Origin of the sequence: Nocardia sp. SYP-A9097 (assembly GCF_009649815.1) — a bacterium.
Classification (GTDB): domain Bacteria; phylum Actinomycetota; class Actinomycetes; order Mycobacteriales; family Mycobacteriaceae; genus Nocardia.
This window is the reverse complement of the sequence record NZ_WJIC01000041.1, coordinates 22,526-48,290: the sequence shown is the minus strand read 5'-3', so window position 1 is coordinate 48,290 and position 25,765 is coordinate 22,526. Positions and strand designations below refer to the sequence as shown.

The window sequence follows — 25,765 nt, the reverse complement described above, 5'->3', positions numbered from 1 at the left end:
GAGTGTCAGCCGCATCGCCCAGTGCCGAAGCACCGGCTGCGATTACGGTTTCCCTCCCCTGATTCATAGCCTAATTCTACCGCCGAAATAGCCCCCGAAGAACCCCAAATGTGTTGTGATATAAAGTTATTCAGAATATCAGACCATTCAGTTCACGCCCTTTGTCCTCACGCGTCTACCGACCGTAGAGTTCCCGTATTTTCTTGTTCTTTTATGTTTTGTCTCTGAACGGAACCACAGCCTGCCAGCCAGGCTGGTACGTGAGATGACGGCACCCAAGGGGGGAGCGAAAGCCGGGTACGGCACCCAAGGTTCCCACACCGAAAAATCTTGGCCCTCCTCCGAACCCCGCTGGAACGTAATGCCCCACAGGGCATTCGGCTACGAAGGCCCCGGGACCATTCCCGACCGACACAAAGCAATCCCCATCCCTCAGCTCAGAGCAACGGCAATCCGGTGAGCCAAACGGATCAGTGCCTGATCGGAATCGGGCGAACCAATCAGGCACCAGCCGATAGGAAGGCCGTCGATGGGGTCGGGTGGCATGGTGACCGCCGGGAGTCCGGCCAGGGACGCCAGGCACGTCAGGCGCAGGGTGCGGATGCGGCCCGCTTCCAGTTCGGTGGGGTGGGTAGTGCGTTCGGGAGGATGTGTTGCGGTGGTGGGGAGCATGAGCGCTCGGCCGGAGAGCGCCGCACGAAGATGGTCGGTGGCAACGATGAGGGTTCGGCGGGACCGGTCGACGGCCGCCGGAGTGATGGTCGCGGCGTAGCTGAAGCGTTGCGCCACTTCGGGAGTCAGCGAATTCGGGTGGTCGGTGATCCATGAGCCGTGGTTGGTCCAGGCTTCGTACGCCTGGACGGTACGGAAGGCGGTGAACCATGTTTCGAGGTCCGCGTCCAGCCTGAGTTCCTCCGCTCCCAAGGTCTCCGCCAGGGATATCGCCGCGGCGGCGAGCGGTGGGTCTGCGACATCACAGATCGCTCTGTCGAAGACGAGTTGCGTCGGGGCGCTATCGCCACGCGCGGCAACCTCGGCGGCAGCCAGGCCCGACGCCGAGTGCGCGCCGCGAGGTAGCAGGCAATCTGCCACTGCGGCAAGGGTTTCCGCATCTCTGGTAATCCAGCCGACGGTGTCGAAGGATTGGGCCAGTGGCAGCAGGCCCCGGGTGGGGATGCGGCCATGCGTGGTTCGGATGCCCCATAGGCCCTGATATGCGGCGGGGACTCGGATCGAACCTGCAGTGTCGGTGCCCAGGCCGATGGTGACCTCGCCGCGGGCTACCGCGACCGCTGAGCCGCTGGAGGAGCCGCCCGGGATTCTCCGTGGGGCAGCGGGATTCACGGGCATGCCGTAGCTGCCATTGGAACCGGTAATGCTGTAGGCGAATTCGTCGGTGTGGGCGATGCCGGAGACTTCGGCACCGGCCGCCAGCATGGCCGCGACGACGGCGGCATGCTCGGGCTCGGGGTCACCGAGATAGTCCCGCACGCCACCGCCTATCGCGAATCCCGCTACGGCGTAAAGGTCTTTGACCGCCACGGTGTGACCGGTCAGCGGACCCGGTGCGGTGGCGGCCACCAATGGCGTGCCAGTCACTCGCCATACGCCGTCACCGCTCCCCCGCGCCGAGCGCTCCGCAGCGGAGTGAGCGGTCGTCCTACTCACTACGCGCGCTCCAGAATGCGCCGGGCCAGAGCGGTGGTGGCGTGGTGGGCGAAATCGGCGACACGGATTTCGCCATGCACGCCACGGACCTGATCCACCGCCTGGGAGATATTGAAATCCGTTGCGGCGCTCAGGTACAGGTATGCCTGCCGGGGGTCAGCGTCGAAGAGGGCGACCACCATTTCTATGGCGTTGCGGACGCAGGCTTCCAATGCCCGGTTCAGGTCCGGGTCCAGGCCCGTGGGAATGACGAAACCGTGGGCGGCGGCGAAGGGGCCGATGGGCCGGCCCAGACCCGCTTTGACCTCCTCGGCGGGAATCACATCGACGGTGAGGCGGGCGCGCAGCGGTGCTTCGAGGGCCGTGAGCGCGACTTCACCATTGCCCTGGGCGAAGTGCGGGTCGCCGATATAGAAGAGCGCGTCCGGAACCTGCACGGGGAGAAAGAGTGTCGCACCGGGCGTGAGGCGGCGAATATCGATATTGCCGCCGTGCTGGCCCGGCGGCACCGAGGACAGGTGCGAGTCGGTCTCGGTGGCCACGCCGATCAGACCCAGGAACGGGTTCAGCGGGAACTCGGCCGTGTGCGGGCGATCGGGGTGAATCGGCATGGTGCCGAACCATTCTCCGTCGCGGGCGGCGACGCTACAGAACTGACCGTAATCCCCGTCGAAGCCGAGTTTATGCGCCAGGACGCCGCGATTGTGACGGGTGGAGACCACTCCGTAGGGCGCGCGCATGGTCAGATCGTCGATCCGAATCGCGAGCAGATCGCCTGGGCGCGCACCGGTTACGGCAATCGGACCGGTGACGATATGCGGTCCGGCGAGCGAGTCACGCTTACGGGATGCGGTGACTTCGATTGTGTCGGAGAGGATATGGTCCCGCTCCACACCGTGCCGCCCGAAATAGGCGACCGGATCCGAGCCCTGATCCTCCAGCATCCCCTCATGGCTGATGGTGTCGATCAGCACCGTCTGCCCGGGATCGATGGTGGCGATCGAAGTGTCGCCCGCACAGGGAATCCGCCCCCACAGCACCTTGGACGGTTCGGCCGGAAGGTAGCGTTCGCCGCCGATCCCCTCGCCCTGCTGCAGCACCCCAAACGCGGGAACGAACCCCTGCACGATCGACGTCACGTCACACCTTCCCTACCCGACCCAATTGGTCGGACCATCCGATGTGCCGACCATAGGACAGGCGAACGGCCGGAAACAGTGTTCGAAACCTAACGTTACGAGCGCTTTACGCGCGCGAAATAGCCTGCATACGAAGCGATTTAGAGTTGAGTCGATGACGGCTTCGATACCACCGCTGAGCCGCCGCGCCCGCAGTGTCAGCGCGGAGGTAGCGGCGCACCTGGAGGGCCTGATCATCAGTGGCGAACTGCGCGCCGGTGATCGGCTGCCACCCGAACGCGAACTCGCCGCGAATATGAACATCTCCCGGTCGTCCCTGCGACAGGCCATGTTCGAACTCGAGTCCAAGAAACTCATCGAACGCAAGCAGGGGCGTGGCAGCACCGTCACCGAGATGCCGAGGGCAGCAATGGAATTGGCGGGCGGTCTGGGAGACGCGGAGACCGAACTCGGGCACGCCGGCGAATTACGCGATCTGGTGGAGCCGCGCATAGCCCACCTGGCGGCACTGCGCGCGGTAGAGTCCAATCTGCTGTCCATGGAGAGCGTGCTCATGCGCTGCAACGAAACCCTCTCCGCCGACGAGTCTTTGCGCCTCGATATCGAATTCCACGCACTGCTCGCCCATGCCGCCCAGAATCCACTGCTGGTGACACTGTGCACCATGACGACCGAGTGGACGAGGCGCACCCGCGCGCTCTCGCACCGCACCAAGGTGGGCCGCCGCGTCTCGCTCCAGGGCCATCAGCTGATCTACGACGCCGTCGCCCAGCACGACGGCGCGGGCGCGGCCCTCGCCATGGAACAGCACCTGCGCGAGGTTCGAGAGCTCAGCCTCCGCTCCGGTCGCAGATGAGAGACCTTGGCGTGGTTCAGGATTCGGCGTTGACGAGTGCGCGGAAGGTGCGGCGGTAGGCGAGCGGCGCCACGCCGATGGCCTCGTGCAGGTGCTGGCGCAGTGAGGTGCCGGTGGCGAAACCGACCTCGGCGGCAATGCGATCGACCGAGAGTTCGGTGGTTTCCAAGAGTTCGCGGGCGCGGAACACACGCTGTTGGATGAGCCAGCGGCCGGGACTGACACCCACCTCGTCACGGAAGCGGCGGGCGAAGGTGCGGCCGGACATGCGGGCGCGCCCGGCGAGATCGGCCATGGTGAGCGGAGTGTGCAGATTCTCCAAGGCCCATTGGCGAGCATCGGCGGTGCCCGCGGCGGCAGGCGGGGGTACGGGCTGTTCGATGAATTGGGCCTGGCCGCCTTCGCGCCAGGGCGGGACAACGCAGCGGCGCGCGACCATATTGGCGACCTCGCTGCCGTGATCGCGGCGAATCAGGTGCAGGCACAGGTCGACTCCGGCGCTCGCGCCCGCCGAGGTGAGGATGTCGCCGTCGTCCACATAGAGCACATTCGGGTCCACCCGGATGCGCGGGAAGAGCCGCTGGAAGCGGTCGGTGAAGTTCCAGTGCGTGGTGGCGGGGCGATCGTCCAGGAGTCCGGCGGCGGCCACGACTATCGCTCCGGTGCAGATGGAGACGAGCCGCGCGTTCGGCTTCATCCGTGCGAGCGCCTCCGAAACCTGGTGTGGCAGGCCGTCATTCAGGATGCCGAGAACATCACAGGGCGCGATGACCACGGTTTCCGCCGTCGCCAGCAGACTCGCGTCGTTCTCGACGGCAATGTGGAAATCGGAGTTGCTGCGGACCGGCCGGCCATCGACCGAGCAGGTGAGCACCTCGTAGCGCCCATCCGCCGTACCGAACACCCGGTTCGGGATGCCCAGTTCGAATGGATACACCCCATCCAGGGCCAGTACGACCACCCGATGCGGCCGGATTGCCTCGATCTGCATGGCATGATCCTATCGAATAATGGCGATCATGCCATTTTCCAGGGCGGTGATCGACGGCAAACTCGGTGTCATGAGCGAGAAGGACATCCCCACGACCATGCGCGCCATCAGCCAGAACGTGCTCGGCGGCCCCGAGGTGCTTACCGAGGTCCAGCGCCCGGTGCCGCAGCCGGGCCCGAGCGAGATCCTGGTGCGCGTGCACGCCGCCGCCCTCAACCCCACCGACTGGGGTCACCGCCGTCGACCCGGACTGTTCCTGCCCGAGCCACCGTTCGTACTCGGCTGGGATGTCTCCGGCGAGGTGGTCGCCGTCGGTGTCGGCGTCACCCTCTTCCAGCCCGGTGACGAGGTCTTCGGCATGCTCCCCTACCCGCACGGGCACGGCGCTGCGGCCGAATACGTCACCGGGCCGACCCGCGCGTTCGCCCGGAAACCCGGCAATCTCAATCACATTCAGGCCGCCGCCATCCCCTTGGCCGCGCTCACCGCCTGGCAGTCCCTGGTCGATGCCGCCGATGTGCAACCCGGACAACGGGTTCTGATCCACGCTGCGGCGGGCGGAGTCGGGCACTTCGCCGTGCAGATCGCGAAATCCTTGGGCGCGTACGTGATCGGCACCGCGAGTTCGGTCAATCACGACTTCCTGCGCAGTCTGGGTGCGGACGAGGTGATCGACTACCACACCACCGATGTACACGAGACGGTCCGCGACGTGGATGTCATCATCGACCCGATCGATGCCGACCATGCCATCGAGTCCATGAACTCGCTGCGCCCCAATGGAATTCTCGTCTCGCTGCGCGCTCTCGGAGCCGAGATCCTCGTCTCGGCCGCCGCCGAGCGAGGTGTGCGCGCCGTCCTGATTCTGGTAGAGGCCGATCATGCGGGTATGACCGCCCTGGCCGAACTCGCCGAATCCGGAGCGCTGCGTCCCACCATCGCGGGCGTATTCCCGCTCGCCGATGCGGCCAAGGCGCACGCCCTCGGCGAAACCGGGCGCACCGCAGGAAAACTCGTTCTCACCGTCGATTGAACCGAATGCGGCACTGGTCCGTAGGACCGGCTGCGGGTTCAGCCCGGCTAACCCTCCCACCGACCGGACGACGCTTCCCCGAACCCCGATAACCAGGGAAGAGGTTGCGGGAGAAGCACCCCCGTGCGAGCGATTGCCCGCACGGGGGTGTTCGTCGTTTCGAAGCTACAGCGAGTCGAACAGGCCCGGATGTTGTTCCAGGGCACGGACTTCGATCGAACCGAAGACCAGATCGGGCGGCGGAACCAGACCCAGGTGCTCCCAGGCGGCGGCGGTCGCGACTCGACCTCGGGGCGTGCGAGCGATCAATCCCGCACGCACGAGAAAGGGTTCGCAGACCTCTTCCACGGTCGCCGACTCCTCGCCGACCGCCACGGCAAGTGTGGAGACACCCACCGGGCCGCCATTGAAGCTGCGGATCAGCGCGGCCAGCACCGCACGGTCGAGGCGGTCCAGGCCAAGCACGTCCACGTCGTAGACCGCGAGGCCGGCATTCGCGATTGCGCGGGTGACAATGCCGTCGGCCTTCACCTCGGCATAGTCGCGAACCCGGCGCAGCAGGCGATTGGCGATACGCGGCGTGCCACGGGAACGGCCGGCGATTTCGGCGGCCGCGTCCTCCTCCATCTGGACGCCGAGAATCCGGGCCGAGCGGATCAGAATCCGTTGCAGCTCATCGGGTTCATAGAAATCCATATGCCCGGTGAAACCGAAGCGGTCGCGCAGCGGGCCGGTGAGCGCACCCGAGCGGGTGGTCGCGCCGACCAGCGTGAAAGGTGCGATATCCAAGGGGATGGAGGTCGCACCCGGACCCTTGCCCACCACCACATCGACCCGGAAGTCCTCCATGGCGAGGTAGAGCATTTCCTCGGCCGGCCTTGCCATACGGTGGATTTCGTCGATGAACAGCACATCGCCCTCGACGAGATTGCTGAGCATGGCGGCCAGATCCCCGGCGCGTTCCAGCGCCGGACCGGAGGTGAGGCGCAGCGCGGTGCCGAGTTCACCGGCAATGATCATGGCCATACTGGTCTTGCCCAGACCGGGCGGACCGGACAGCAGTACGTGATCGGGTGTGCCGCCACGCTGTTTCGCACCGCGCAGCACCAGCGCCAACTGTTCGCGCACGCGCGGCTGGCCGATGAAATCGTCCAGGGATTTCGGGCGGAGGCTGGCCTCGATCTCACCGTCGGAGGCGAGATAGCCTGCGCTGACCGCTGATTCGGCGGAGTCGAAGTCGGTGTCTGGGCCGAACTCCGGTTCGGGAGCGAAGTCGGATTCGTCGTCGATCATATGCGTCTACCGGTTCTTGCCCAGCAGCCCCAGCGCGGCCCGCAATGCCTGCGAGGTGCCCAGGTCCGGATCGTGCACGAGCACGGCCTCGACGGCGGGTTCGGCCTGTTTGACCGGGAAGCCGAGGCCGATGAGCGCCTCCACCACCTGTTCGCGCACCGGTGTCGCCACGGCCGCGAGAGCGGATCCGGGCGGACCCGATTGCACGGGAACGAGATCCACCTTGTCGCGGAGTTCGACCACCATGCGCTCCGCGCCGCGCTTACCGATACCGGGCACGCGGGTCAGCGCCGCCACATTGCTCTCGGCCAGAGCCTTGCGCAGGGCCTCGGGTTCGAGCACCGCGAGCACCGCCATGGCGATCTTGGGGCCGACACCGGAGACGGTGAGCAGCAGTCCGAAGAGTTCACGAGATTCGGTGTCGGAGAACCCGAACAGCGTCATGGAGTCTTCGCGCACGATCATGGTCGTATAGAGCCGCGCATCCGCACCGGTGGTGAGCGTGGCTAGCGTGGCGGGAGTCGCATTGAGTCGATACCCGACTCCCGCGGCCTCCAGGACCACATGGTCGAGCCCGATCTCGAGCACCTCACCGCGTACCGACGCGATCACCCGGACACCGCCTTTCGTTGCTGGGCAAGCTTCTCCTCGTACCTGCGCCGCTGCGCCGCCGCCATGGCCTCGGCCTTGGCCATGCGGTCGATCATCGGCGCGCGCCAGCAATGACAGATGGCCAATGCCAGCGCGTCGGCGGCGTCCGCGGGTTTCGGCGCGACCGCCAGCCCGAGGATACGGGTCACCATGGCCGTCACTTGCGCCTTGTCCGCGGAACCGTTTCCGGTGACCGCCGCCTTCACCTGACTGGGTGTATGGAAGTGCACGGGTATCCCCCGCCGCGCCGCCGCGAGCGCGATCACCCCACCCGCCTGTGCGGTGGCCATGGCCGTGCGCACATTGTGCTGCGAGAAAACCCGTTCCACCGCAACCGCTTCGGGTAGGTATTTGTCCATCCACTGCTCGGCCGCATCCGCGACACACATAAGCCGTTGTGCGAGATCCATATCGGGCGGGGTGCGCACCACATCGACGGCCAGGGCCGTCACCGTGCGCCCGATCCCGCCCTCGACCATGCTGAGCCCGCACCGGGTGAGCCCGGGGTCGACGCCCATCACCCGCACGACAACCCCTCTCACCGCAGACGAACAACTGTTCGAGAGTCTAACGGACCGACAGGGATTCCCCGCCCACCGACACGAGGCCGGCCGCCTCACCCGATCCGAGCCCGAAACGCCTGGTATGCCTCATCAGCGAACAGAATGAACCGCACCTGCCACACCCGAGTCTCGGTGCCGCGCACCGTCTCGACCGCGATCCGAGCACCATCCGCTATGGGCCACCGGAAGATTCCCGTCGAGATCGCCGGGAATGCGACCGTCTCCGCCCCCAATTCGTCTGCCACCCGCAATGATTCGCGATAGCACGACGCGAGCACCTCGGAACGATCCTCGGTCTCCGACCACACCGGCCCGACCGTATGAATCACCCACCGCGCGGGCAAGCGCCCGGCCGTGGTCGCCACCGCCTGCCCCGGCTGCAACCCGCGCCCGTAATGCGAGGCCCGCAGGGCCCGGCACTCCGCCAGAATCTCCGGGCCACCCTTGCGATGGATGGCACCGTCCACGCCCCCGCCACCCAGCAGCGACGAATTCGCCGCATTCACCACGGCATCGACATGGTGCTCGGTGATATCGCCGCGAACCGCGGCCAATTCGACCATGCCCCGATTCTTCCACCGCGCGCACCCCGATAACGCATTTCGCCCACGCCAGTACCTGCACGCAGACATCCACGGTGTCAGGATGGGCGTGCCGAATCGGTTGGAGGGGTTGGAATATGACACGGCATATCGAGTTCGAGCGGCTGCACAACTTTCGGGACATGGGCGGATATCCGGCGGCGGACGGACGGGCCGTCGGATGGGGCAGGCTCTATCGGGCCGATTCGCTGGGGAAGTTGCGGGGGCGGGATTGGGATCGGTTCCAGGAGCTCGGGATTCGGACGGTCATCGATCTGCGGTATCCGTGGGAGATCGAACGCAATGGGGCGGTTCCGGAGCGAGAGCGGTTCGCGTACGCCAACTTCAGCATTGAGCACGTGCCCTACGACCAGGCCGCGATCGATCCCGAACTCGATCCTTGGCGGTATCTTGCCGACAAATTCGGGGAGCTCACCACCGACGGGGTCGAGGAGATTCGCGGGACCATAGAACTGGTCGCCGACGAGGACGGGCCGACGGTGTTCCACTGCACCTCGGGAAAGGATCGGACCGGGCTCATCGCCGCGCTGATCCTGACCGCGCTGGAGGTCTCCGAGGAACACATTCTCGCCGACTTCGCGCTGACCGAACTCGCGACCGCGCGGTTTGTCGCCGACTGGCATGCGAGCAATCCGAACCGCGAACTGCGCTGGCCCGGATATGGGCGGGCGCCCGCCGAGGTGATGCGGTTGGTCATCGACGATCTCACCACCGCACACGGATCGGTGCACCGGTATATCACCGAGCAGGTCGGGGTCGAGCAGCGCACGATCGAACGGCTGCAGGATCGGCTGCTGATCGACGCATCGTAGGAAAGTCGAAGGCCGCCTCCCGAATTCGGGAGGCGGCCTTCGACTCAGCTGCTGAACGCGGCGAATCAGTCGTCGAGTTCGGCCAGGACCTCATCGGAGATGTCCACATTGGTGTAGACGTTCTGGACGTCGTCACTGTCTTCCAGGGCATCGACCAGTTTGAAGACCTTGCGGGCGGTATCGGCATCAACCGAGACCGACATCGACGGCTGGAAGCCCGAGTCGGCGGAGTCGTAGTCGTAACCGGCCGACTGCAGCGCCGTACGGACGGCGATCAGATCACCGGGCTCGGAGATGATCTCGAAGGTTTCGCCGAGGTCATTGACCTCTTCGGCACCGGCATCGAGAACAGCCATGAGCACGTCGTCCTCGGAGAGACCGTTCTTCTCCAAGGTGACCAGACCCTTGCGGTGGAACAGGTACGACACCGAACCCGGGTCGGCCATATTGCCGCCATTGCGGGTCATGGCCACGCGCACCTCACCGGCGGCGCGATTGCGGTTGTCGGTGAGGCATTCGATCAGCACCGCAACACCATTGGGGCCGTAACCCTCGTACATGATGGTCTGCCAGTCGGCACCGCCGGCCTCTTCACCACCGCCGCGCTTACGGGCGCGCTCGATATTGTCGTTCGGCACCGACGACTTCTTCGCCTTTTGAATGGCGTCGTACAGGGTCGGGTTGCCGTCCGGGTCACTACCACCGGTGCGGGCCGCCACCTCGATGTTCTTGATCAACTTGGCGAAGAGCTTGCCGCGCTTCGCGTCGATCCCGGCCTTCTTGTGCTTGGTGGTGGCCCATTTGGAGTGGCCGCTCATTCCCTACTTCCTCGGTTCAGGGGGCTGAGTAGTTTCACCAAAGCGACACTACGTACCCACGGACGGACAGCGCCCCAGTCTACTGCGCGCGCTCATGACAGCGGCGAGCACATGAATTCGGGCGGCGGCTCAGACTCCGACGCGGGGGCGGACCAGGGTCTCCACGAAGAGGCGATGCACCCGCAGATCGCCGGTCACCTCGGGATGGAAGGACGTTGCCATCACATTGCCCTGCCGCACCGCGACGATCGTGCCCGCGGCCGGACCGGCCGGAACCCGCGCCAGCACCTCGACGCCCGCACCCGCCCGCTCCACCCATGGCGCGCGAATGAAGACCGCGCGCACCGGGCCGTCATCGAGGCCGGCGAAGTCGAGATCGGTTTCGAAGGAGTCGACCTGACGGCCGAAGGCATTGCGCCGCACCGTCATATCGATGCCGTTGAGGGTGTGCATATCCGGGCGGGTGTCGAGCACCTCGTTCGCCAGCAGGATCATGCCCGCGCAGGAACCGTAGGCGGGCAGGCCGTCGCGCAGTCGCTGCCGCACCGGTTCCAGAAGTTCGAACACCTCCAGCAGTTTGCTGATCGCTGTGGATTCGCCACCGGGCAGCACCAATCCGTCGACAGCCGCCAGCTCGGATTCGCGGCGCACCGCGATGGGCTCGGCGCCGCACGCCGCCAACGCGTGCACGTGCTCGCGCACGTCGCCCTGCAATGCCAGCACACCAATCCTCGGAGTCACGCCGTCGAGCATACGTTCGGGTGTTGGTGTGGCCCTGCTCACCCAGGGTGTGAAGGTTCCGTCAGGACAAGCGACCGGTAGTCCGATTCGGCGGAGACTCGCGCAGGTGACTGATCTACTTCCGCAACCCTCGCCCGGACCGCGTGGCGGAGTCGCCGCGCCGCCACCCGGGTCCGGGCTGCGCAGGCCGCGACCGAGCGCGCGGAAAACCGGGCACGGGCTGACTGTTTCGACCGGGTTGGCCGGGCTGTCCCTGGATGCCATGGCCTCGGTTTCCTATGGTCCCGAGGCGATCGTGCTGGTGCTGGCCGCCGCCGGATCGGCCGGGCTGGGGTTCACGCTGCCGGTGACCGCGGCCATTGTGGTGTTGCTGGCGGTGTTGATCGCCTCGTATCGGCAGGTGATCGCCGCGTTCCCGAATGGGGGTGGGGCGTATGCGGTCGCGAAGGAGCGGCTCGGGCATCGGACGAGTCTGGTTGCCGCGGCTTCGCTGATCGTGGATTACATCCTGAATGTGGCGGTGTCGATCGCCGCCGGTGTGGCGGCGTTGACCTCCGCGTTCCCGGGGCTGCTGCCCTACACGGTGTGGATCTGCCTGGCGGTGCTGGTGGGCGTCACCGTGCTGAATCTGTATGGCATCAGGGAGAGCGCGCGGGCCTTCATGGCTCCGACGGTCGTGTTCGTGGCGGGTATTTTCGCCGTGATCATCGGCGGGCTGCTGCGGGCGGAACCTGCGAGTGTGGCCACCGGCGCGGCCGTCGCCACCGATGCGCATGCCATCGGAATCCTGTTGCTGCTCAAGGCTTTCTCCAGTGGTTGCGCGGCGCTGACCGGTGTCGAGGCGATCGCGAACGCGGTGCCGAGCTTCGCCCAGCCCAAGGTCAAAAGGGCCCAGCACGCGGAGGTGGTGCTCGGCGCGCTACTGGGTTTGATGCTGCTCGGCCTGGCAACGCTGATCGAGAAGTTCGACATTCATCCGATCGAGGGCACCACCGTGCTGTCCCAGCTGACCGAGGCCGCGCTCGGGCACGGAATCGGTTACTACGTAGTGCAATTCGCCACGGTGATCCTACTTGCGTTGGCGGCCAACACTTCCTACGGCGGGCTGCCCACGCTCACCAAGATTCTGGCCGATGACAACTGCCTGCCGCACCGGTTCGCGGTGAGTTCGCCGCGGCAGGTCTACCGGTTCGGTGTGCTGGTGCTGGGCGGCACCTCGGCGATCCTGTTGCTGGCCTCCGAAGGCAATATGAATGCCCTGGTCCCACTTTTCGCCATCGGTGTTTTCGTGGGCTTCACCATCGCCCAGGTCGGTATGGTGCGGCATTGGCTGGCGACCCGCGCCGCCGGGTGGCGGTGGCGGACAGCCCTCAATGGTTTCGGCGCACTGCTCACCTTCGTGGCCGCCATTGTCACCACCTCGATGAAGTTCACCGAGGGCGCGTGGCTGATCGTGCTGGTACTCCCGCTGCTGGTGGTCGCCATGGAGCGCATCCGCAAGACCTACCGTCGTATCGACGGCTGCCGTGGTGCGGGCTGCGTCCCGGAAACCCCGCGCCCAACCGAAACCGCGATTGTGGTGCCGGTATCGGAGGTCTCCGAACTCAGCCGCGAAGCCCTTTCCGCCGCAATGTCTTTGGGCCGCGATGTGTACGCCGTGCACGTCTGCCTGCCCGGTGAGAACATCACCGTCTTCACCAAGGAATGGGAGACCTGGCATCCGGACGTCCGCTTGGTCCTGCTCGAAGACGGCGATTCGACCGTCGGCGGTCCGGTTGCCGATTACGTCCGCGACCGCTTCCCCGGTCGGCGCAAGGTAGTGGTCATCGCCGAGGTCGAACCCCCGGCGGGCTGGAATCACCTACTACCCAGCCATCGCAGCGATGAACTCGAACGCGTCCTGCGCAAAATGCCGGACACGGTCGTCTGTCACCTGCGCGTACAGACCGCCTGATCGGTGACCGCGGCGGGTCCCGCGCACAACTACCCGTCGCGGTCCCGCAAATACGCCTCCAACGGTCGCGAGGCCGACCAGAGTTGTTCGAAATACCGAATGAAGTACTCGACGAAGGTGGGGTCGGCGACGCTGAATCCATTGAGCTTCTGCCGACTTCCGCCCGAGAACGCCAGGAACGCGACATCGTCATCGAGTAGCGCCATATTCACGCCGTCGGCGGTGGCACCCCATTCGAAGACGCTCGCCTCGTAATTCAGCAGCCCCTCGGTCTCGTCATGATGCCGGCGCAGCCAGCCCAACATGGCCGGTTCCGGTCCGATTCCGGTGGGCGGCACGGCGATCACCCGCCGCGCGGACCGCTCACCCGCATCGCATTCGCGCGCCCAGTCGAGAATGGCGGCGAAGTAGGCGGCCGAGGCCGGTGAGGTGAACATGGTCGGCGGATGCCGGCGCAGATAGGTGACTCGAATATCGCGCTGCGCCTTCCGTACGACTTCAGCTGCCGCACTGTAGAACTCGGGATTGTCGCGGTACCAGGTGGCACAGATATTGCTGGTGGTGGTGCTTTCGAGTAGCGGAACCTCTTGCAGGGCAGCAGAATCGGGCATAATTCCGGGCTCGGTCTCGATCGGCCGGTGCCGCCACGCGTCCCGCTCGGCGCGCACCCGCTCCCACCGGGCGTGCCATTCGGCGAGCCACGCGGGATCCTTGGCGTTCTTCGGGGCCAACGCACGTCCGCCGACCGCGACCGAACCGATTGGACTGCCTGATGAAACTCCATCTGGGCGCAACCCTCAACAGCAGGCTCTGCACACTGCTGGCCCTGCTCGGAGCCGAAATGGCGCTCATCGTCCCGAGCGCGCACACCGCGAATCCCTGTCCGGCCCTGATCTATCCGCAGGCGCTGGTCTTCGCGGCCACCATGATGATGCTGCCCGGTACGCGGCTGCATCCGGCGGCCACCGGGGAGGACCACCATGCGTAACAGCCACGAGCACCGGTGCTGCCCACGGCAGCACATGCTGACCAACCGTCGACTCGTCATAGCGGCGGATTGCACCGGAGTCCCGATCGACCTGATCGTCCGAACCTGCGCGCGCTGCGGGCAGACGGTGGCGGCACGAGCGCCCGGCGCGCGGAACCACCGCGAACGCCCAGCGCTGAAGTGCGGTAATCCCATCAGGCAGAAATGGCCCCGGCGACATTGTCGCCGGGGCCTTTTGCCGTGTGCGTCAGTTCGTTCCGGGCGGGAAGGATTCGGTCTTCGTGTCCCGGAAGGTGCGAATCAGCCCCTCCTGCACCACAATCGCGACCAGTTCGCCCCGCTGATTCCAGATGCGACCGGCCGTCAGGGCACGACCGAAGCCCGCGGACGGAGACTGCTGGTCGTACAGCAGCCAATCATCGGCGTGGAAGGGGCGCAGGAACCACATGGCGTGATCGAGCGACGCGTTCTGGGTCGGCTCATCCAGATGCGGCACCTTCGACGACCCGAGCAGCGTCATATCGCTCATGTACGCGAGCGTGCAGACATGGAACAGCGGATCATTCGGCAGCGGATGCCGGTAGCGGAACCATACCTGCTGCTGGGCGGCCAGACCCTCGCGCCGATCCACCTCCTCCTGCGGGACGGTGCGAATATCCCAGTGCTCCCATTCGCGCATGGCCCACAGTCGTTCCGGGCTCATGCTGGTCGCCGCGTCCGGCAGATTGTCCGGCGGCGGCACGGTCGGCATCTCGTCCTGATGCTCCGGACCCTCGTCACCGATATGGAAGGACGCCGACATGGTGAATATGGCCTCACCGTTCTGCACACCGGTGACCCGGCGAGTGCAGAACGAGCGCCCCTCCCGAATCCGATCCACCAGGTAGACGGTGGGTTCCAGGGGATTTCCCGGGCGCAGGAAGTACCCGTGCAGCGAATGCACCTGATACTCCGGCTCGACCGTGCGCACCGCGGACACCAGCGCCTGCGCGGCCACCTGACCGCCGAACGTGCGCGGCAGCTGCGTCTCGGTCGACGCGCCACGGAAGATGTCACGCTCGAGCCGCTCGATTTCGAGGGCCTCTTCGATCGTCGCCATGCACCGTTCCCTTCCGGATTGTCGGCGCTCAGGCTAACAATCGGAAACCGGCGGTAGCCGCACGACCTGCCCGAACGCCGGAAACAGCGGGCCGGGAAATACTTACGATCCGTTTACGGGTGGCGGTGGCACCATGAGGACAGATGGGGATGCGCCCCACCGGTTTTCACGCTTTTCAGGGGGGCCAGTGCTGGCATTCGCCGGGGCCGATTCGGCCTTGGTTCGGCTCGGCGTGCGGCGGTCGCGACTATGACCACTCTCACGCAATCGTGTGGGCAACCGGGCTGCCGGGGATCGATCTCGGACGGGTATTGCGATTCGTGCGGGCTCGCGCCGCTGCCCGAGGCGCTGAGCGCGGCGGGGCAACCGAGCGTTCCCGCGGTCCATGTGACGAGCGGGTCGACCCGCACCGGTTCGGTCCGGCAGAGTCGCCGCGGGACGAGCCGCTCATCCTCGCGATCGACACACACCGCGAGCTCCCGGCGCGGGCACCTCGGCGCGGGGCTGGTCTCGATTCCGGAAGTGCCGTACCGGGATCCATCGACCGCGGTGCTGGCGAATCCGCAAGTGCCCGAACGAGATCGGTTCTGCAGCAAATGCTCGAAGCCGGTCGGGCGAAGTCGCGAGGGCGCACCCGGACGCGCCGACGGATTCTGCGGGCATTGCGGAACCGGATATTCGTTCACGCCCAAACTGGCACCCGGCGACCTGGTGGCCGATCAGTACGAAGTGCTCGGCTGTCTCGCGCACGGCGGGCTGGGCTGGGTATACCTGGCACGCGACCGCAATGTGAGCGACCGCTGGGTGGTGCTCAAGGGCCTGCTGGACAGTGGTGACGCCGATGCCATGGCGGCGGCCGTCGCCGAACGGCGGTTCCTGGCAAGTGTCGAGCATCCCAATATCGTGAAGATCTTCAACTTCGTGCGGCATCCCGATCCGCGCACCGGCGCGCAGGTCGGGTACATCGTGATGGAGTACATCGGCGGTGCCTCGCTCAAAGAACTGCGGTCCGGGCGCGATGCGCTCGGCGCGCTGCGACCGCTGCCGCTGGCGCAGGGGCTGGCGTACATGCTGGAGATCCTGCCCGCGCTCGGACATCTGCACTCGCTGGGTCTGCTGTACTGCGATTTCAAGCCCGACAATGTGATTCAGACCCAGGAGCAGCTCAAACTCATCGATCTGGGCGCGGTGCGCCGGATGGACGATGAGATCAGTGCCGAGTACAAGACCGATGGCTACTGCGCGCCGGAGCTGGAGACCGATGGCGCGTCGGTGGAGTCCGATCTGTTCACGGTGGCGCGCACGCTGGCGGTGCTGACCTTCAATTTCGACTACCGTGGCAGCTACCGGTACACCCTGCCCGCCGCCACGGAAGTTCCACTGCTGGAGTCATTTCCGTCATTTCGGCGACTGCTGGCCCGCGCGACCGCCGCCGATCCGGACGAGCGTTTCGGATCCGCCGCCGAGATGAGCGCGCAGCTCACCGGGGTACTGCGCGAGGTGGTGGCGGCCCAGGACGGTGCGCCGCGACCGGCGCTGTCAACCGTATTCAGCGGGGAGAGAACGGTATTCGGCACCGATTCAGCGGACTGGCCCGCGGTTCCGGATCCCGGGGCCATTGCCGCGGCACTGCCGGTGCCGCTGGTCGATCCGGCCGACCCCGCGGCGGGTCTGCTCGCGACCACCACCCTCGCGGATCCGCGACTGCTGCTGGCGGCACTCGACTCGGCCGCCGACTCCCCCGAGGTGCTGCTCGCCCGATCCCGGGCGCACATCGAGATCGGGCATTTCGCTGCCGCACTGGAGGATTTGACCGTTCTGGAGCAATCCGATGACGCGGATTGGCGAATCACCTGGCATCGGGGGCTGGCCGCACTGGCGGCGCGGGATTCGACCGCGGCACGCGAACACTTCGACCTCGTTTATTACCTGCTGCCCGGTGAGAACGCCGCCAAGCTGGCGCTCGCCGTCGCGCTCGAAGCTGCCGGCGACATATCCTCCGCCGCAAGACTTTACGAGCAAGTGTGGTGCACCGACCATGGCTATCCCAGCGCCGCTTTCGGATTGGCGCGGACCCGGCTGCACGAGGACCGAATCGATGATGCGACAGCGGCCGCGGAATCCGTGCCCGCCGGCTCCAGCCATCACCTCGCCGCGCAACTGGCGGCGGTGCGAGCCCAGGTGCACGGCGGTGCACGGCTCCGGGCTCCGCGGTATCTGACCGCGGCGGGCCGACGCCTCGACACCCTGCCGCTGGCCCCGGAGGCCAAGGCGCGCAACAGTATCGCCGTCCTGGACGCGGCATTGCGGCTGCTCGCCGAGGAGCCGCGCGGTAACTACACCGGGCAGGTGCTCGGCTGCTCGTTCACCGAAACCACCGTGCGGCGGGCGCTCGAGTCGCAGTACCGCGCCCTCGCGCGACTGGCCGATGACAGCACCGCCCGCCGCGATCTGGTCAACCAGGCCAATGCCATTCGACCCGTGAGCTGGGTGTAAGGGGTACCGCTCGATGACAACGATTACCCGGCCCCGCCCGACCCGCACCTCGATCGGCGGCATCCGCGCACTACCGAGCCGCGCGGACATCCCGGCGTGGATCCGCTATCTCGCGCTCGCGGCGGCCCTGCTCGTGGTAATCACGGCCGTATTCCTGGGCACCGACGCCGGATCCACCCGTACCGCGGTCGAGGTGATCGGGCAGCGCACCGCACCCACCGTCACCGCGACCGAGGATCTGTATTTCGCACTCGCGGATATGGATGCGCAGTTGGCGAATGTGCTGCTCGCCGGTGATGATTCCGTGCTCGCCGCAACCCGGGCCGCGGCCCTGACCGGGTACGAGCACCGTCGCGTCCAGGCCGATGCCGACCTGCAACAGGCCATGACCATCGCCACCGGGGATGATGCCGCGCTCCGGATTCGCGAGCTGCTCGACCGCTTCGGACAGTACGAGGCGCTCGCGGCCGAGACAATGCAGCTGTCGGATCTCGATCGCGGCCCCGCCGGCCAGCCGTCCGCGCGCACCCTGGAGGACTACCGCAGTGCGAGCGGCCTGGTGCCGGATCTGCTCGCGCGAGCACAGAAACTGGCCGACTCCAATAGCGGAGTACTCGAAAGCTCTTACAGCACAGCGGAACACACGACTGTCGCGGCCCGCATTCGGTTGGCGGTACTCGGCGCCCTGTTACTGGGCACGCTGATCGGGCTGCAGATTCTGCTGCGGGTGACCATGCACCGCCGCCTCAATCCGGCATTGATCGTGGCGACCGCACTCGGTACCGCGCTGCTGATCGGCGGTTTCGCCGGAAACAGCACGGCCGCACAGCAACTCACCATCGCAAAGAAGGACGCCTTCGACTCGCTGCTGGCCCTGCGCCAGGCGCGGGCGGTCGGCTACAGCGCCAATGCCGATGAGAGCCGCTACCTGCTCGATCCCGAGCACGCGGCCGAGCATCAGCAGGCGTTCCTCACCGCCTCCCAGCGGTTGGCGGGCGTCCCGGTGCACAGCGTTTTCGACTACGACGCCGGGCTCGACACTGCGCTCACCGCCTACCGCACGACCGGCGAGGTGAACTTGAGCGCCGACTCGTTCCTCGGAAAGGAGTTGCGCAACATCACCTTCGCGGGCGAGCGCGACACCGCGGTCGGCACGCTGAACGCCTATCAGGTGTATCAGCGCGACGATCGGAGGATTCGCGAGCTGGCGCGCACCGATCTACCTGCCGCCATCGCACTGTGCACCGGGTCGTCGAACGAGCACTTCACCGCATACGACAATGCGCTGGTCGCCACCATCGATATCAATCAGCGCGCCTTCGACGCCTCGATCGGCGAGACCGAATCCGCGCTCGCCGGCTGGAACAACTGGCTGCCGCTCGCGGGCACGGCGGCCATCCTGTCGCTGATCCTGTTGGGTGTCCGCCCGCGATTGGCCGAATATCGCTGACCCGCACGGGCGGCCACGCCCGCGAATCGACCATGATGGTCGGGTGCCCGAATTCACCGCCATCACCCCGGATGCCTTGGCCAGGCTGGTCGCACAGCGCGCGAGCGAGCTGTCCGGGTTCGCGGTGATCGCCGTCGATGGCGCGGACGCCGCCGATCCAGTGTCCCTCGCGCGGGCGGTCATCGAACTGCTGCGGGCGACCGGGCGGCCCGCCGAAGTGGTGTCGCTGCACGATTTCGTGCGACCGGCCTCGGTGCGGCTGGAATTCGATCGGGAGGACGAATACACCTACCGCACCGGCTGGTTCGACTATTCGGCGCTGAATCGTGAAGTGCTGAAACCACTTCGGGACAGTGGACGGTGGTTGCCCGCGTTATGGAATGAGCAGGCCGATCGCTCGGCCCGCGCGCGCATTCGCACCGCATTACCCGGAACGATTCTGCTGGTCGCGGGGCCGATGCTGCTCGGGCGCGGACTCGATTTCGATCTCACGATCGGACTGCGCATGTCCGAGGCGGCGCTACGCCGTCGCACCGAGGAGAGATTCACCATCGCGGCCGTCCTGGAGCAGCAACAGTTGGAGGATCCCGATCTGCTGGTCGCCTGGGATCATCCGGACCGCCCGGCCATCGCGGCGGTAGATCAGAAATAGGTCGGTACGCGGACCCACTGCATCCAATGAATCGACCCGGCCACCGGCAGCATTGGCGTGTCCCAGCGAACAGGCGTATCCAGGCATTATGAAACTGGGACAGCATCCCCAGCGCACACCCTTCTACGGCGTGCTGATGCTGCTCACCTTCATGATCAGCGGATTGTTCGTCCGCGACCTCCCCTGGCTCGCCCTGCGCATCGCCGCCTGGATAGCCCTGCTCGCCATCGCGATAGTGGGCTTCCTCATGACTTTCCGCGATTACTCCTGACCTCGATAGCCTGATCTGGGCGACCCGATCGACAGGAGAGCGATGTCCGAGAACGACCCAGCCCACAATGCCGAAGGGCTGACCTATGCCCCGATAGGCGGCACCCAACCCGCCGAACCCGAGTGGTCCGTGGAAGTTCCGGGCTACCGCCACTACGAGCGCACCGCCACCATCGGCCACGGCGAAGCCGATTGGCGCGAGGCTTGCGCGGCCGTCATGGACTGGGAAGTGAAGCACCGCAGCGGATTCCAGGTCGAACCCGTCACCGGCTCCGCCCTCCGTGCGACCGAGGGCCACGACTACCGGATCAAAGCCGCCATCGGCCCGTTCACAATCCATGAACCGGTCCGCGTGGTGGCCGCGGTCGAAACCCTCACCCGCTGCGGCTTCGCCTACGGCACCCTCCCCGGCCACCCCGTCTCCGGCGAGGAAGCCTTCATAGTCCACCGCTCCCCCGACGGCACCGTCTGGCTGACCCTGCGCTCCCTGACCCGCCCCGCCTCCAAAGCCTCTTGGCGCCTGGCCTTCCCCGCCCTCCTCATCGCCCAGCGCCACTACCGCCGCCGCTACCTGCGCGCCCTCCGCCCCCGCTACTGACCTGTTCCAGCGACGTGCATGTACTGACGCAGGACCGTCCCCGAGGTATACCAGCGCCATTGCCTGCACACGCGACGGCTGCACCGCATCGGCGGATACCGCTGCGGCCCTGACTGTTTCGGGTGGTTGGACACGTAGGCTCGAGTGCGGATCGATCGGATGAAGGGCGAAATCGTGGCGGATCACGAGATGTTCAGCGTTTACGGGCGAATGACCGCACTGCCTGGTCGGCGTGAGGAGTTGATTGCCGTACTCCTCAATGGATTTCGTGCCGGTGGCGATAACAGCGGGCTGCTCGATTTCAGCATCAACACCGCCTTCGACGACCCGGACACGGTGTGGCTGACGCAGCTATGGATCGATAAGGACGCGCACGACGCGACCAACCACTCCGAGCCCGTCGCAGCGGTGACTCGCCAGCTTCCCCCGCTCCTGGCTCGGCAGCCCGAAGGCTGCTACGGCCATGCCGTCCACGTGCGCAACCACCCCATCGAGTGACACGGGACTTGCCCGGGGGATGGATCCAGGGAAATGACAATCGGTTCTATTAGGGTCGGCTGTGGATTTCTCGTCGGTTTCATCCTGTGACCACGGAGGGCCCATGCAGACAACCAATTCCACCCGGGGTAAGTATCGGGAGCACGCGTTCGACACGGTGGACGACGCGGTGCGGGAGGTCGCGGCCGGCCGGATGGTGATCGTGGTCGACAATGAGAATCGCGAGAACGAGGGCGATTTGATCATGGCGGCCGAGTTGGCTACGCCGGAGGCCCTCGGCTTTTTGATTCGGTACACCGGTGGTGTGGTTTGTGCGCCAATGCCGGGCGAGTTCGCTGATCGGCTCGACTTGCCGCCGATGACCACGGCCAATCAGGACTGTAAGCAGACGGCATTCACCGTCACCGTCGATGCGGTGCAGGGCGTGGTCTCCGGGATCAGCGCTGAGGATAGGGCCATCACCTTGCGCGCATTGGCTCACCCGTCGACCGCCACCGGAGATTTGCAGCGGCCGGGGCACGTGTTTCCATTGCGGGCGCACCCGGGCGGGCTGGCGGAACGGCAGGGGCATACCGAGGCGGGGGTGGAGCTGATGCGGCTGGCGGGGTTGACTCCGGTGGCGGCGATCAGCGAGGTTTGTCATGACGACGGGTCGGTGATGCGGTTGGCCGCGCTGCGGGCGTTCGCCGATACCCATGGACTGAAACTGATTTCGATCGATCAGTTGATCAGTCATCACGCCGGTGCGGCGGTTCGGGCGTGAGCTGTCGGATCGACGCGATCCTGTTCGATTTGGATGGCACACTGGTCGCCACCATGGAACCGTGGGACCGATGCTGGGCCGACTACACCGCACGCCACGGACACATCTGGACCGATATCGATCGGCAGCACACTCATGGCCGTGGTGACTGGGCACGCCATGTCGCGCAGGTGTGCGGTGTATCGGTTGAGCAAGTCAGCGCGGAGTGCACCGATCTGATGATCCGCGAGGTCCGGGCCGGGCGAACGGCACTGCTGCCGGGGGTCGAGAGGCTGCTGTCAATAGCGGTTGGCGCGGCGGCAACGGGTTTGGTGTCGGCTTCTCCGGGACGTTTCGTGCATGCCACCCTCGCTCGGTTCGACCTGCACCGGCACTTCCGGATCGTGGTGACCGGCGAGGACCGGACTGCGGTCAAACCCGATCCCGCGCCCTACCTGTATACCGCCGCCCAGCTCGGGGTGGAGCCGAAGCACTGTGTGGCGGTGGAGGATTCGATTGCCGGGATCCGATCGGCCTATACCGCCGGAATGCGAGTTCTCGCTATCCCCAGCTGGGCATCGGTATCCCGCCCGGTCGAATTGGATTTGGCCGATCATCACGCCGTCGACGCGGTCGCGGCGTATGACTGGTTACACAGCGCCTTGGCCGCATCAGCTGCCGAATCGGCACCGCTCACCCGCTGACCGCGATAGGCGCGTCCGAACCTGGGGGAGAATGAGTACGCGCAGCGGTGAGGGTCAGCGGCTCAGGCTGGTCTCACGCCCCATATGCGAGAGCTTCTCGGGATTGCGGACGGCGTACAGGCCGGTAATGCGACCGTCGTCGATGCGCAAGGCCATGACGGTGTCGAGCTCGCCGTCGAGATGCACGATCAGCGCCGGATAGCCGTTCACCTCGGCGGGGCGCATGATCGCACCCCCGGTGCGGATCTGGCCGTGGGCGAGTAGGCGGGCCACCTTGTCCGCGCCCGAGATGGGCTGCAGCACAGCCTGTTTGATACCGCCGCCGTCGCCGAGGAAGACGACATCCGGGGCGAGGATATCCAGCAGGCCCTGCATATCGCCGGTCTCCACGGCGTGCTGGAAGGCCGCGAGCGCGCCTCGGGTATCGGCCGGGGAGACCTCGCCGCGCGGGCGGCGGGCGGCGACATGCGACCTCGCTCGATGGGCGATCTGACGGACCGCGGCCGGAGTCTTGTCGACGGCCTCGGCGATTTCGTCGTAGTCCAGGTCGAAGACCTCGCGCAGTACGAACACCGCGCGCTCGGTCGGGGTGAGGGTCTCCAGCACCAGCAGCATCGCCATCGAAACGCTCTCAGCGAGTTCGACATCCTCGGCCACATCGGGTGTGGTGAGCAGTGGTTCGGGCAGCCAGGAGCCGACATAGGACTCCTTGCGGCGACCCAGTGCGCGCAGGCGGCCGAGCGCCTGCCGGGTGACGATCCGAACCAGGTAGGCGCGCTGATCGCGGACCGTATCGAGATCCACGTCCGCCCAGCGCAGCCACGTCTCCTGCAGTGCGTCCTCGGCGTCGGCAGCCGAGCCGAGCATCTCGTAGGCGACGGTGAACAGCAGGTTGCGGTGTGCGACAAAGGCTTCGGTGGCTGGGTCCGGGCTGCGTTCGTCGCTCACGGCTACGCTCCTGTCGATGCTGTCGGCGGTGGTGTTCACAAGATGCCGCTCAACCATATTTTGTGACACACCCACCCGTGACGGCCGTCACGTGGCGCTCATCGTCCCCGGTCATCGCAGCATAGGCACGCAGAGCCTAGGCCGGTTTCGGCGACGCCCACGCGACCGCCAACAGAAGTACGCCGCAGGCGGCGACCAACATCCACGCCGGATGCGAGACCTGAGCGAGGCGATCGGGGCTCGCACCGGAGATCAGGCCGCCCGCGATCGCGATGCCCAGGGCCGCACCGAATTGCCTTGCGGTCGAGGTGATTCCGCCTGCTACGCCGGATTGGGCGGGCGGGAGGCCGTTCACGGCGGTATTGGTGATGGGGGCGTTGGCGAAGCCGAAGCCCACTCCGATCAGCAGGTAGGACAGCAGCAGCTGGGGCGTACCGGTGTCGGTCGTGAGGTCCAGCAGGCAGAGGCCGCCGGTCGCGATGAACCCGCCCGCGAGGGTGAGGGGCATTCTGGGGCCGAAGCGGCCGACCAGGTAGCCCGCGAGCGGGGCGCAGAAGGTTGCGCCGAATGCCATCGGGAGGGTGAATATTCCAGCTTCGGCCGGGGACATGCCCCGGGCGTGCTGGAGGTAGAGAGTGTTGATCAAGAGGGTGGCATTGAGAGCGACGAATATCGCCACCGCGCCCAGGACAGCGGCGGAGAAGGTGGGGCGGCGGAAGAGTCGCAGGTCCATCAACGGGGCGGGCCGCTTGGGTTCGATGTATGCGAATGCGATTGCCGCCGCGATGATCACGACATAGCCCGCCAGGGTCAGTGGTGTCGTCCAGCCGATGTGCGGGCCTTCGATGAGCACCGCCACCGAGGCGCCGACCATGAGGATGAGCAGAACCTGACCGGGGATATCGAGCCGACGAGCCTGTGCCGCACGGGATTCCGGCAGCACCTTCGCGCTCAGCACCAGGGCGATCACAATGATCGGGGCATTGATCCAGAACACCGAGCGCCAGCCGAGCCCGGAGATGAGCGCGCCGCCGATGACCGGTCCGGCGGCCATACTCAGCCCGAAGACCGAGGCCCAGATGCCGATCGCCTGTGCCCGCTGCTTCGGATCGGTAATGGCGTTCACGACAATCGCGAGCGCGACGGGGCTCAGCATGGATCCGCCCACGCCCTGACCGATTCGCGCCGCGATGAGCACACCGGCCGTGGGTGCGACCGCGCACAGCAGCGAGGCGATTCCGAAGACGCCCAAGCCGATTCGAAATACGCGACGCCGTCCGAAACGGTCGGCCAGTGCGCCGGAGGTGATCAGCAGACTCGCCAGCACCAGCGTGTACGCGTCCACCGTCCATTCGAGGCCGCGCACCCCGACATCCAGGCCCGCCCCGATCGCGGGGAGACCGATATTCACGATGGTGGTGTCCATGCCGACCAGAAACATGGCAGCGCTGCACACCGCGAGAATGCTCCAGCGCCGGCGGGCGGTGAGTACCGGTGGTACCGGTTCGGTTCGGGTGACGGTCATTATCGGCCCTTCGTTCGAAGTCATATGACTCCGCGAATGGTCGCGAGAATCGGACCCGCCGGTCCAGCATCTTTGCGGAAACCGCAAACTGGTATCCATGGATGCGGAGCTGGCACGAATACTCGACGACATCGGCCCGCGCCTGCGCACCATCCGGCACGACCGTGGCCTCACCCTGGAAGAACTCGCGGCCGGCACCGGCCTCTCCGTCACCGTGCTGTCCCGCCTGGAATCCGGCAAACGCCGCCCCACCCTCGACCTACTCATCCCCCTGGCCCGCGCCCACCGCATAGCGGTAGACCAACTCATCGCCGCCCCCGCCACCGGCGACCCCCGAGTCCACCTGAAACCCCTGCGCAAACGCAAAGGCACCATCCTGGTCCCCCTGACCCAATATCCCGGCCGAGTCCAGGTCTTCAAAGAAGTCCTGTCCCCCCGCGAACCAAAACTGGTCACCCACACCGGCTACGAATGGCTCTACGTCCTGGCGGGCCGCCTCCGCCTCATCCTCGGCGACCGCGAAGTAACCCTCACCCCGGGCGAAGTAGCCGAATTCGACACCACCGAACCCCACTGGTTCGGCCCCGCCGACACCACCCCGGTGGAAATCCTGCACCTATTCGGCCCACACGGCGACAAGGCGGTAGTCCGCACCGAATCCCGCTGAGCCCCAA

General features: G+C 66.3%; 27 protein-coding genes. 14 read left to right on the top strand and 13 right to left on the bottom strand.

Annotated elements, in window-relative coordinates; all coding sequences use genetic code 11:
• Window positions 1-432: 432 nt before the first annotated feature.
• Both GFY24_RS37840 and GFY24_RS37835 read right to left on the bottom strand, forming a co-directional pair.
• Window positions 433-1,599, bottom strand: a complete 1,167-nt coding sequence (locus GFY24_RS37840; RefSeq protein WP_309231823.1) for an amidase family protein — start codon at window positions 1,597-1,599, stop codon at window positions 433-435.
• 68 nt (window positions 1,600-1,667) lie between these two features.
• On the bottom strand, window positions 1,668-2,807 hold the full coding sequence (locus GFY24_RS37835; RefSeq protein ID WP_309231822.1) for an acetamidase/formamidase family protein: 1,140 nt from the start codon (window positions 2,805-2,807) through the stop codon (window positions 1,668-1,670).
• A 154-nt stretch (window positions 2,808-2,961) separates the two neighbouring features.
• On the opposite strand from GFY24_RS37835, the gene GFY24_RS37830 reads away from it, so the two are divergent.
• Window positions 2,962-3,663 (top strand): FadR/GntR family transcriptional regulator, encoded by a 702-nt coding sequence (locus tag GFY24_RS37830; protein ID WP_153809925.1) that lies wholly within the window; start codon window positions 2,962-2,964, stop codon window positions 3,661-3,663.
• 16 nt (window positions 3,664-3,679) lie between these two features.
• Here the strand turns inward: GFY24_RS37830 and GFY24_RS37825 are convergent, their stop codons facing one another.
• Entirely contained in the window at window positions 3,680-4,654 is a 975-nt protein-coding gene (locus GFY24_RS37825) for a GlxA family transcriptional regulator (protein ID WP_153809924.1), read from the bottom strand.
• Between the two features lie 28 nt (window positions 4,655-4,682).
• Here GFY24_RS37825 and GFY24_RS37820 point away from each other — a divergent pair, with 28 nt between their 5' ends.
• Window positions 4,683-5,687 (top strand): NADP-dependent oxidoreductase, encoded by a 1,005-nt coding sequence (locus GFY24_RS37820; RefSeq protein WP_309231821.1) that lies wholly within the window; start codon window positions 4,683-4,685, stop codon window positions 5,685-5,687.
• Window positions 5,688-5,852: 165 nt separating this feature from the next.
• Here the strand turns inward: GFY24_RS37820 and ruvB are convergent, their stop codons facing one another.
• The 4 genes from ruvB to GFY24_RS37800 form a co-directional block, all read right to left on the bottom strand.
• Window positions 5,853-6,980, bottom strand: a complete 1,128-nt coding sequence (ruvB, locus tag GFY24_RS37815) for a Holliday junction branch migration DNA helicase RuvB (protein ID WP_153809923.1) — start codon at window positions 6,978-6,980, stop codon at window positions 5,853-5,855.
• A 6-nt stretch (window positions 6,981-6,986) separates the two neighbouring features.
• The gene (gene ruvA, locus GFY24_RS37810; protein WP_309231820.1) at window positions 6,987-7,592 is read right to left on the bottom strand and encodes a Holliday junction branch migration protein RuvA; all 606 of its coding nucleotides are present in this window, start codon (window positions 7,590-7,592) and stop codon (window positions 6,987-6,989) included.
• The gene (gene ruvC / locus GFY24_RS37805; RefSeq protein ID WP_309231819.1) at window positions 7,589-8,158 is read right to left on the bottom strand and encodes a crossover junction endodeoxyribonuclease RuvC; all 570 of its coding nucleotides are present in this window, start codon (window positions 8,156-8,158) and stop codon (window positions 7,589-7,591) included. Before ruvC ends, ruvA begins: the two co-directional genes overlap by 4 nt.
• 89 nt (window positions 8,159-8,247) lie before the next feature.
• Entirely contained in the window at window positions 8,248-8,757 is a 510-nt protein-coding gene (locus GFY24_RS37800) for an O-acetyl-ADP-ribose deacetylase (RefSeq protein ID WP_153809922.1), read from the bottom strand.
• 116 nt (window positions 8,758-8,873) lie between these two features.
• On the opposite strand from GFY24_RS37800, the gene GFY24_RS37795 reads away from it, so the two are divergent.
• Entirely contained in the window at window positions 8,874-9,608 is a 735-nt protein-coding gene (locus GFY24_RS37795; RefSeq protein WP_153809921.1) for a tyrosine-protein phosphatase, read from the top strand.
• 65 nt (window positions 9,609-9,673) lie between these two features.
• On the opposite strand, the gene GFY24_RS37790 is transcribed toward GFY24_RS37795, so the two are convergent.
• Together GFY24_RS37790 and pdxT are read right to left on the bottom strand one after the other, a co-directional pair.
• Window positions 9,674-10,426, bottom strand: coding sequence for a YebC/PmpR family DNA-binding transcriptional regulator (locus tag GFY24_RS37790; protein ID WP_153809920.1), 753 nt, complete (start codon window positions 10,424-10,426; stop codon window positions 9,674-9,676).
• 129 nt (window positions 10,427-10,555) lie between these two features.
• Entirely contained in the window at window positions 10,556-11,179 is a 624-nt protein-coding gene (gene pdxT, locus GFY24_RS37785; RefSeq protein ID WP_153809934.1) for a pyridoxal 5'-phosphate synthase glutaminase subunit PdxT, read from the bottom strand.
• Between the two features lie 250 nt (window positions 11,180-11,429).
• Here pdxT and GFY24_RS37780 point away from each other — a divergent pair, with 250 nt between their 5' ends.
• A complete protein-coding gene (locus GFY24_RS37780) occupies window positions 11,430-13,121 on the top strand; it encodes an APC family permease (RefSeq protein ID WP_153809933.1) in 1,692 nt (563 codons plus the stop codon).
• 29 nt (window positions 13,122-13,150) lie between these two features.
• On the opposite strand, the gene GFY24_RS37775 is transcribed toward GFY24_RS37780, so the two are convergent.
• Window positions 13,151-13,852 (bottom strand): hypothetical protein, encoded by a 702-nt coding sequence (locus tag GFY24_RS37775; RefSeq protein WP_153809919.1) that lies wholly within the window; start codon window positions 13,850-13,852, stop codon window positions 13,151-13,153.
• Window positions 13,853-13,893: 41 nt separating this feature from the next.
• On the opposite strand from GFY24_RS37775, the gene GFY24_RS37770 reads away from it, so the two are divergent.
• Window positions 13,894-14,109: a hypothetical protein gene (locus tag GFY24_RS37770; RefSeq protein WP_153809918.1), complete on the top strand. Its 216-nt coding sequence runs from the start codon at window positions 13,894-13,896 to the stop codon at window positions 14,107-14,109.
• A 247-nt stretch (window positions 14,110-14,356) separates the two neighbouring features.
• On the opposite strand, the gene GFY24_RS37765 is transcribed toward GFY24_RS37770, so the two are convergent.
• On the bottom strand, window positions 14,357-15,208 hold the full coding sequence (locus GFY24_RS37765; protein ID WP_153809917.1) for an acyl-CoA thioesterase II: 852 nt from the start codon (window positions 15,206-15,208) through the stop codon (window positions 14,357-14,359).
• 249 nt (window positions 15,209-15,457) lie between these two features.
• Here GFY24_RS37765 and GFY24_RS37760 point away from each other — a divergent pair, with 249 nt between their 5' ends.
• The 8 genes from GFY24_RS37760 (at window position 15,458) to GFY24_RS37725 (ending at window position 22,618) form a co-directional block, all read left to right on the top strand.
• Window positions 15,458-17,704 carry a tetratricopeptide repeat protein gene (locus GFY24_RS37760; protein ID WP_153809916.1) on the top strand — a complete coding sequence of 749 codons (2,247 nt, stop codon included), beginning with the start codon at window positions 15,458-15,460 and terminating at the stop codon, window positions 17,702-17,704.
• A 13-nt stretch (window positions 17,705-17,717) separates the two neighbouring features.
• A complete protein-coding gene (locus GFY24_RS37755; RefSeq protein WP_153809915.1) occupies window positions 17,718-19,154 on the top strand; it encodes a hypothetical protein in 1,437 nt (478 codons plus the stop codon).
• Between the two features lie 43 nt (window positions 19,155-19,197).
• Window positions 19,198-19,806, top strand: a complete 609-nt coding sequence (locus GFY24_RS37750) for a hypothetical protein (protein ID WP_309231818.1) — start codon at window positions 19,198-19,200, stop codon at window positions 19,804-19,806.
• An 88-nt stretch (window positions 19,807-19,894) separates the two neighbouring features.
• Window positions 19,895-20,077, top strand: a complete 183-nt coding sequence (locus tag GFY24_RS37745; protein WP_153809914.1) for a hypothetical protein — start codon at window positions 19,895-19,897, stop codon at window positions 20,075-20,077.
• A gap of 42 nt (window positions 20,078-20,119) precedes the next feature.
• Complete coding sequence (locus GFY24_RS37740; RefSeq protein WP_153809913.1) at window positions 20,120-20,674, top strand: DUF1990 family protein; 555 nt, start codon at window positions 20,120-20,122, stop codon at window positions 20,672-20,674.
• 159 nt (window positions 20,675-20,833) lie between these two features.
• Window positions 20,834-21,172, top strand: a complete 339-nt coding sequence (locus tag GFY24_RS37735; RefSeq protein WP_153809912.1) for a putative quinol monooxygenase — start codon at window positions 20,834-20,836, stop codon at window positions 21,170-21,172.
• Between the two features lie 103 nt (window positions 21,173-21,275).
• Window positions 21,276-21,935, top strand: a complete 660-nt coding sequence (ribB, locus tag GFY24_RS37730) for a 3,4-dihydroxy-2-butanone-4-phosphate synthase (protein WP_153809911.1) — start codon at window positions 21,276-21,278, stop codon at window positions 21,933-21,935.
• Window positions 21,932-22,618, top strand: a complete 687-nt coding sequence (locus GFY24_RS37725) for an HAD family phosphatase (RefSeq protein WP_153809910.1) — start codon at window positions 21,932-21,934, stop codon at window positions 22,616-22,618. Before ribB ends, GFY24_RS37725 begins: the two co-directional genes overlap by 4 nt.
• Window positions 22,619-22,672: 54 nt before the next feature.
• On the opposite strand, the gene GFY24_RS37720 is transcribed toward GFY24_RS37725, so the two are convergent.
• Window positions 22,673-23,566, bottom strand: coding sequence for an RNA polymerase sigma-70 factor (locus tag GFY24_RS37720; protein ID WP_309231817.1), 894 nt, complete (start codon window positions 23,564-23,566; stop codon window positions 22,673-22,675).
• Between the two features lie 136 nt (window positions 23,567-23,702).
• Window positions 23,703-25,115 carry an MFS transporter gene (locus tag GFY24_RS37715; protein ID WP_228567048.1) on the bottom strand — a complete coding sequence of 471 codons (1,413 nt, stop codon included), beginning with the start codon at window positions 25,113-25,115 and terminating at the stop codon, window positions 23,703-23,705.
• 73 nt (window positions 25,116-25,188) lie between these two features.
• On the opposite strand from GFY24_RS37715, the gene GFY24_RS37710 reads away from it, so the two are divergent.
• Window positions 25,189-25,758 (top strand): helix-turn-helix domain-containing protein, encoded by a 570-nt coding sequence (locus GFY24_RS37710; RefSeq protein WP_153809908.1) that lies wholly within the window; start codon window positions 25,189-25,191, stop codon window positions 25,756-25,758.
• The last annotated feature ends 7 nt before the right edge of the window (window positions 25,759-25,765 follow it).

Coding starts and splice junctions, on each gene's coding strand:
- GFY24_RS37830 (WP_153809925.1), top strand. CDS start 2,962: ATGACGGCTTCGATACCACCGCTGAGCCGCCGCGCCCGCAGTGTCAGC.
- GFY24_RS37770 (WP_153809918.1), top strand. CDS start 13,894: ATGAAACTCCATCTGGGCGCAACCCTCAACAGCAGGCTCTGCACACTG.
- pdxT (WP_153809934.1), bottom strand. CDS start 11,179: ATGCTCGACGGCGTGACTCCGAGGATTGGTGTGCTGGCATTGCAGGGC.
- GFY24_RS37765 (WP_153809917.1), bottom strand. CDS start 15,208: ATGGCGACGATCGAAGAGGCCCTCGAAATCGAGCGGCTCGAGCGTGAC.
- GFY24_RS37710 (WP_153809908.1), top strand. CDS start 25,189: ATGGATGCGGAGCTGGCACGAATACTCGACGACATCGGCCCGCGCCTG.
- GFY24_RS37820 (WP_309231821.1), top strand. CDS start 4,683: ATGCCATTTTCCAGGGCGGTGATCGACGGCAAACTCGGTGTCATGAGC.
- ruvB (WP_153809923.1), bottom strand. CDS start 6,980: ATGATCGACGACGAATCCGACTTCGCTCCCGAACCGGAGTTCGGCCCA.
- GFY24_RS37745 (WP_153809914.1), top strand. CDS start 19,895: ATGAAACTGGGACAGCATCCCCAGCGCACACCCTTCTACGGCGTGCTG.
- GFY24_RS37800 (WP_153809922.1), bottom strand. CDS start 8,757: ATGGTCGAATTGGCCGCGGTTCGCGGCGATATCACCGAGCACCATGTC.
- GFY24_RS37715 (WP_228567048.1), bottom strand. CDS start 25,115: ATGACTTCGAACGAAGGGCCGATAATGACCGTCACCCGAACCGAACCG.
- GFY24_RS37755 (WP_153809915.1), top strand. CDS start 17,718: ATGACAACGATTACCCGGCCCCGCCCGACCCGCACCTCGATCGGCGGC.
- GFY24_RS37735 (WP_153809912.1), top strand. CDS start 20,834: ATGAAGGGCGAAATCGTGGCGGATCACGAGATGTTCAGCGTTTACGGG.
- ribB (WP_153809911.1), top strand. CDS start 21,276: ATGCAGACAACCAATTCCACCCGGGGTAAGTATCGGGAGCACGCGTTC.
- GFY24_RS37740 (WP_153809913.1), top strand. CDS start 20,120: ATGTCCGAGAACGACCCAGCCCACAATGCCGAAGGGCTGACCTATGCC.
- GFY24_RS37780 (WP_153809933.1), top strand. CDS start 11,430: ATGGCCTCGGTTTCCTATGGTCCCGAGGCGATCGTGCTGGTGCTGGCC.
- GFY24_RS37795 (WP_153809921.1), top strand. CDS start 8,874: ATGACACGGCATATCGAGTTCGAGCGGCTGCACAACTTTCGGGACATG.
- GFY24_RS37760 (WP_153809916.1), top strand. CDS start 15,458: ATGACCACTCTCACGCAATCGTGTGGGCAACCGGGCTGCCGGGGATCG.
- GFY24_RS37790 (WP_153809920.1), bottom strand. CDS start 10,426: ATGAGCGGCCACTCCAAATGGGCCACCACCAAGCACAAGAAGGCCGGG.
- GFY24_RS37825 (WP_153809924.1), bottom strand. CDS start 4,654: ATGCAGATCGAGGCAATCCGGCCGCATCGGGTGGTCGTACTGGCCCTG.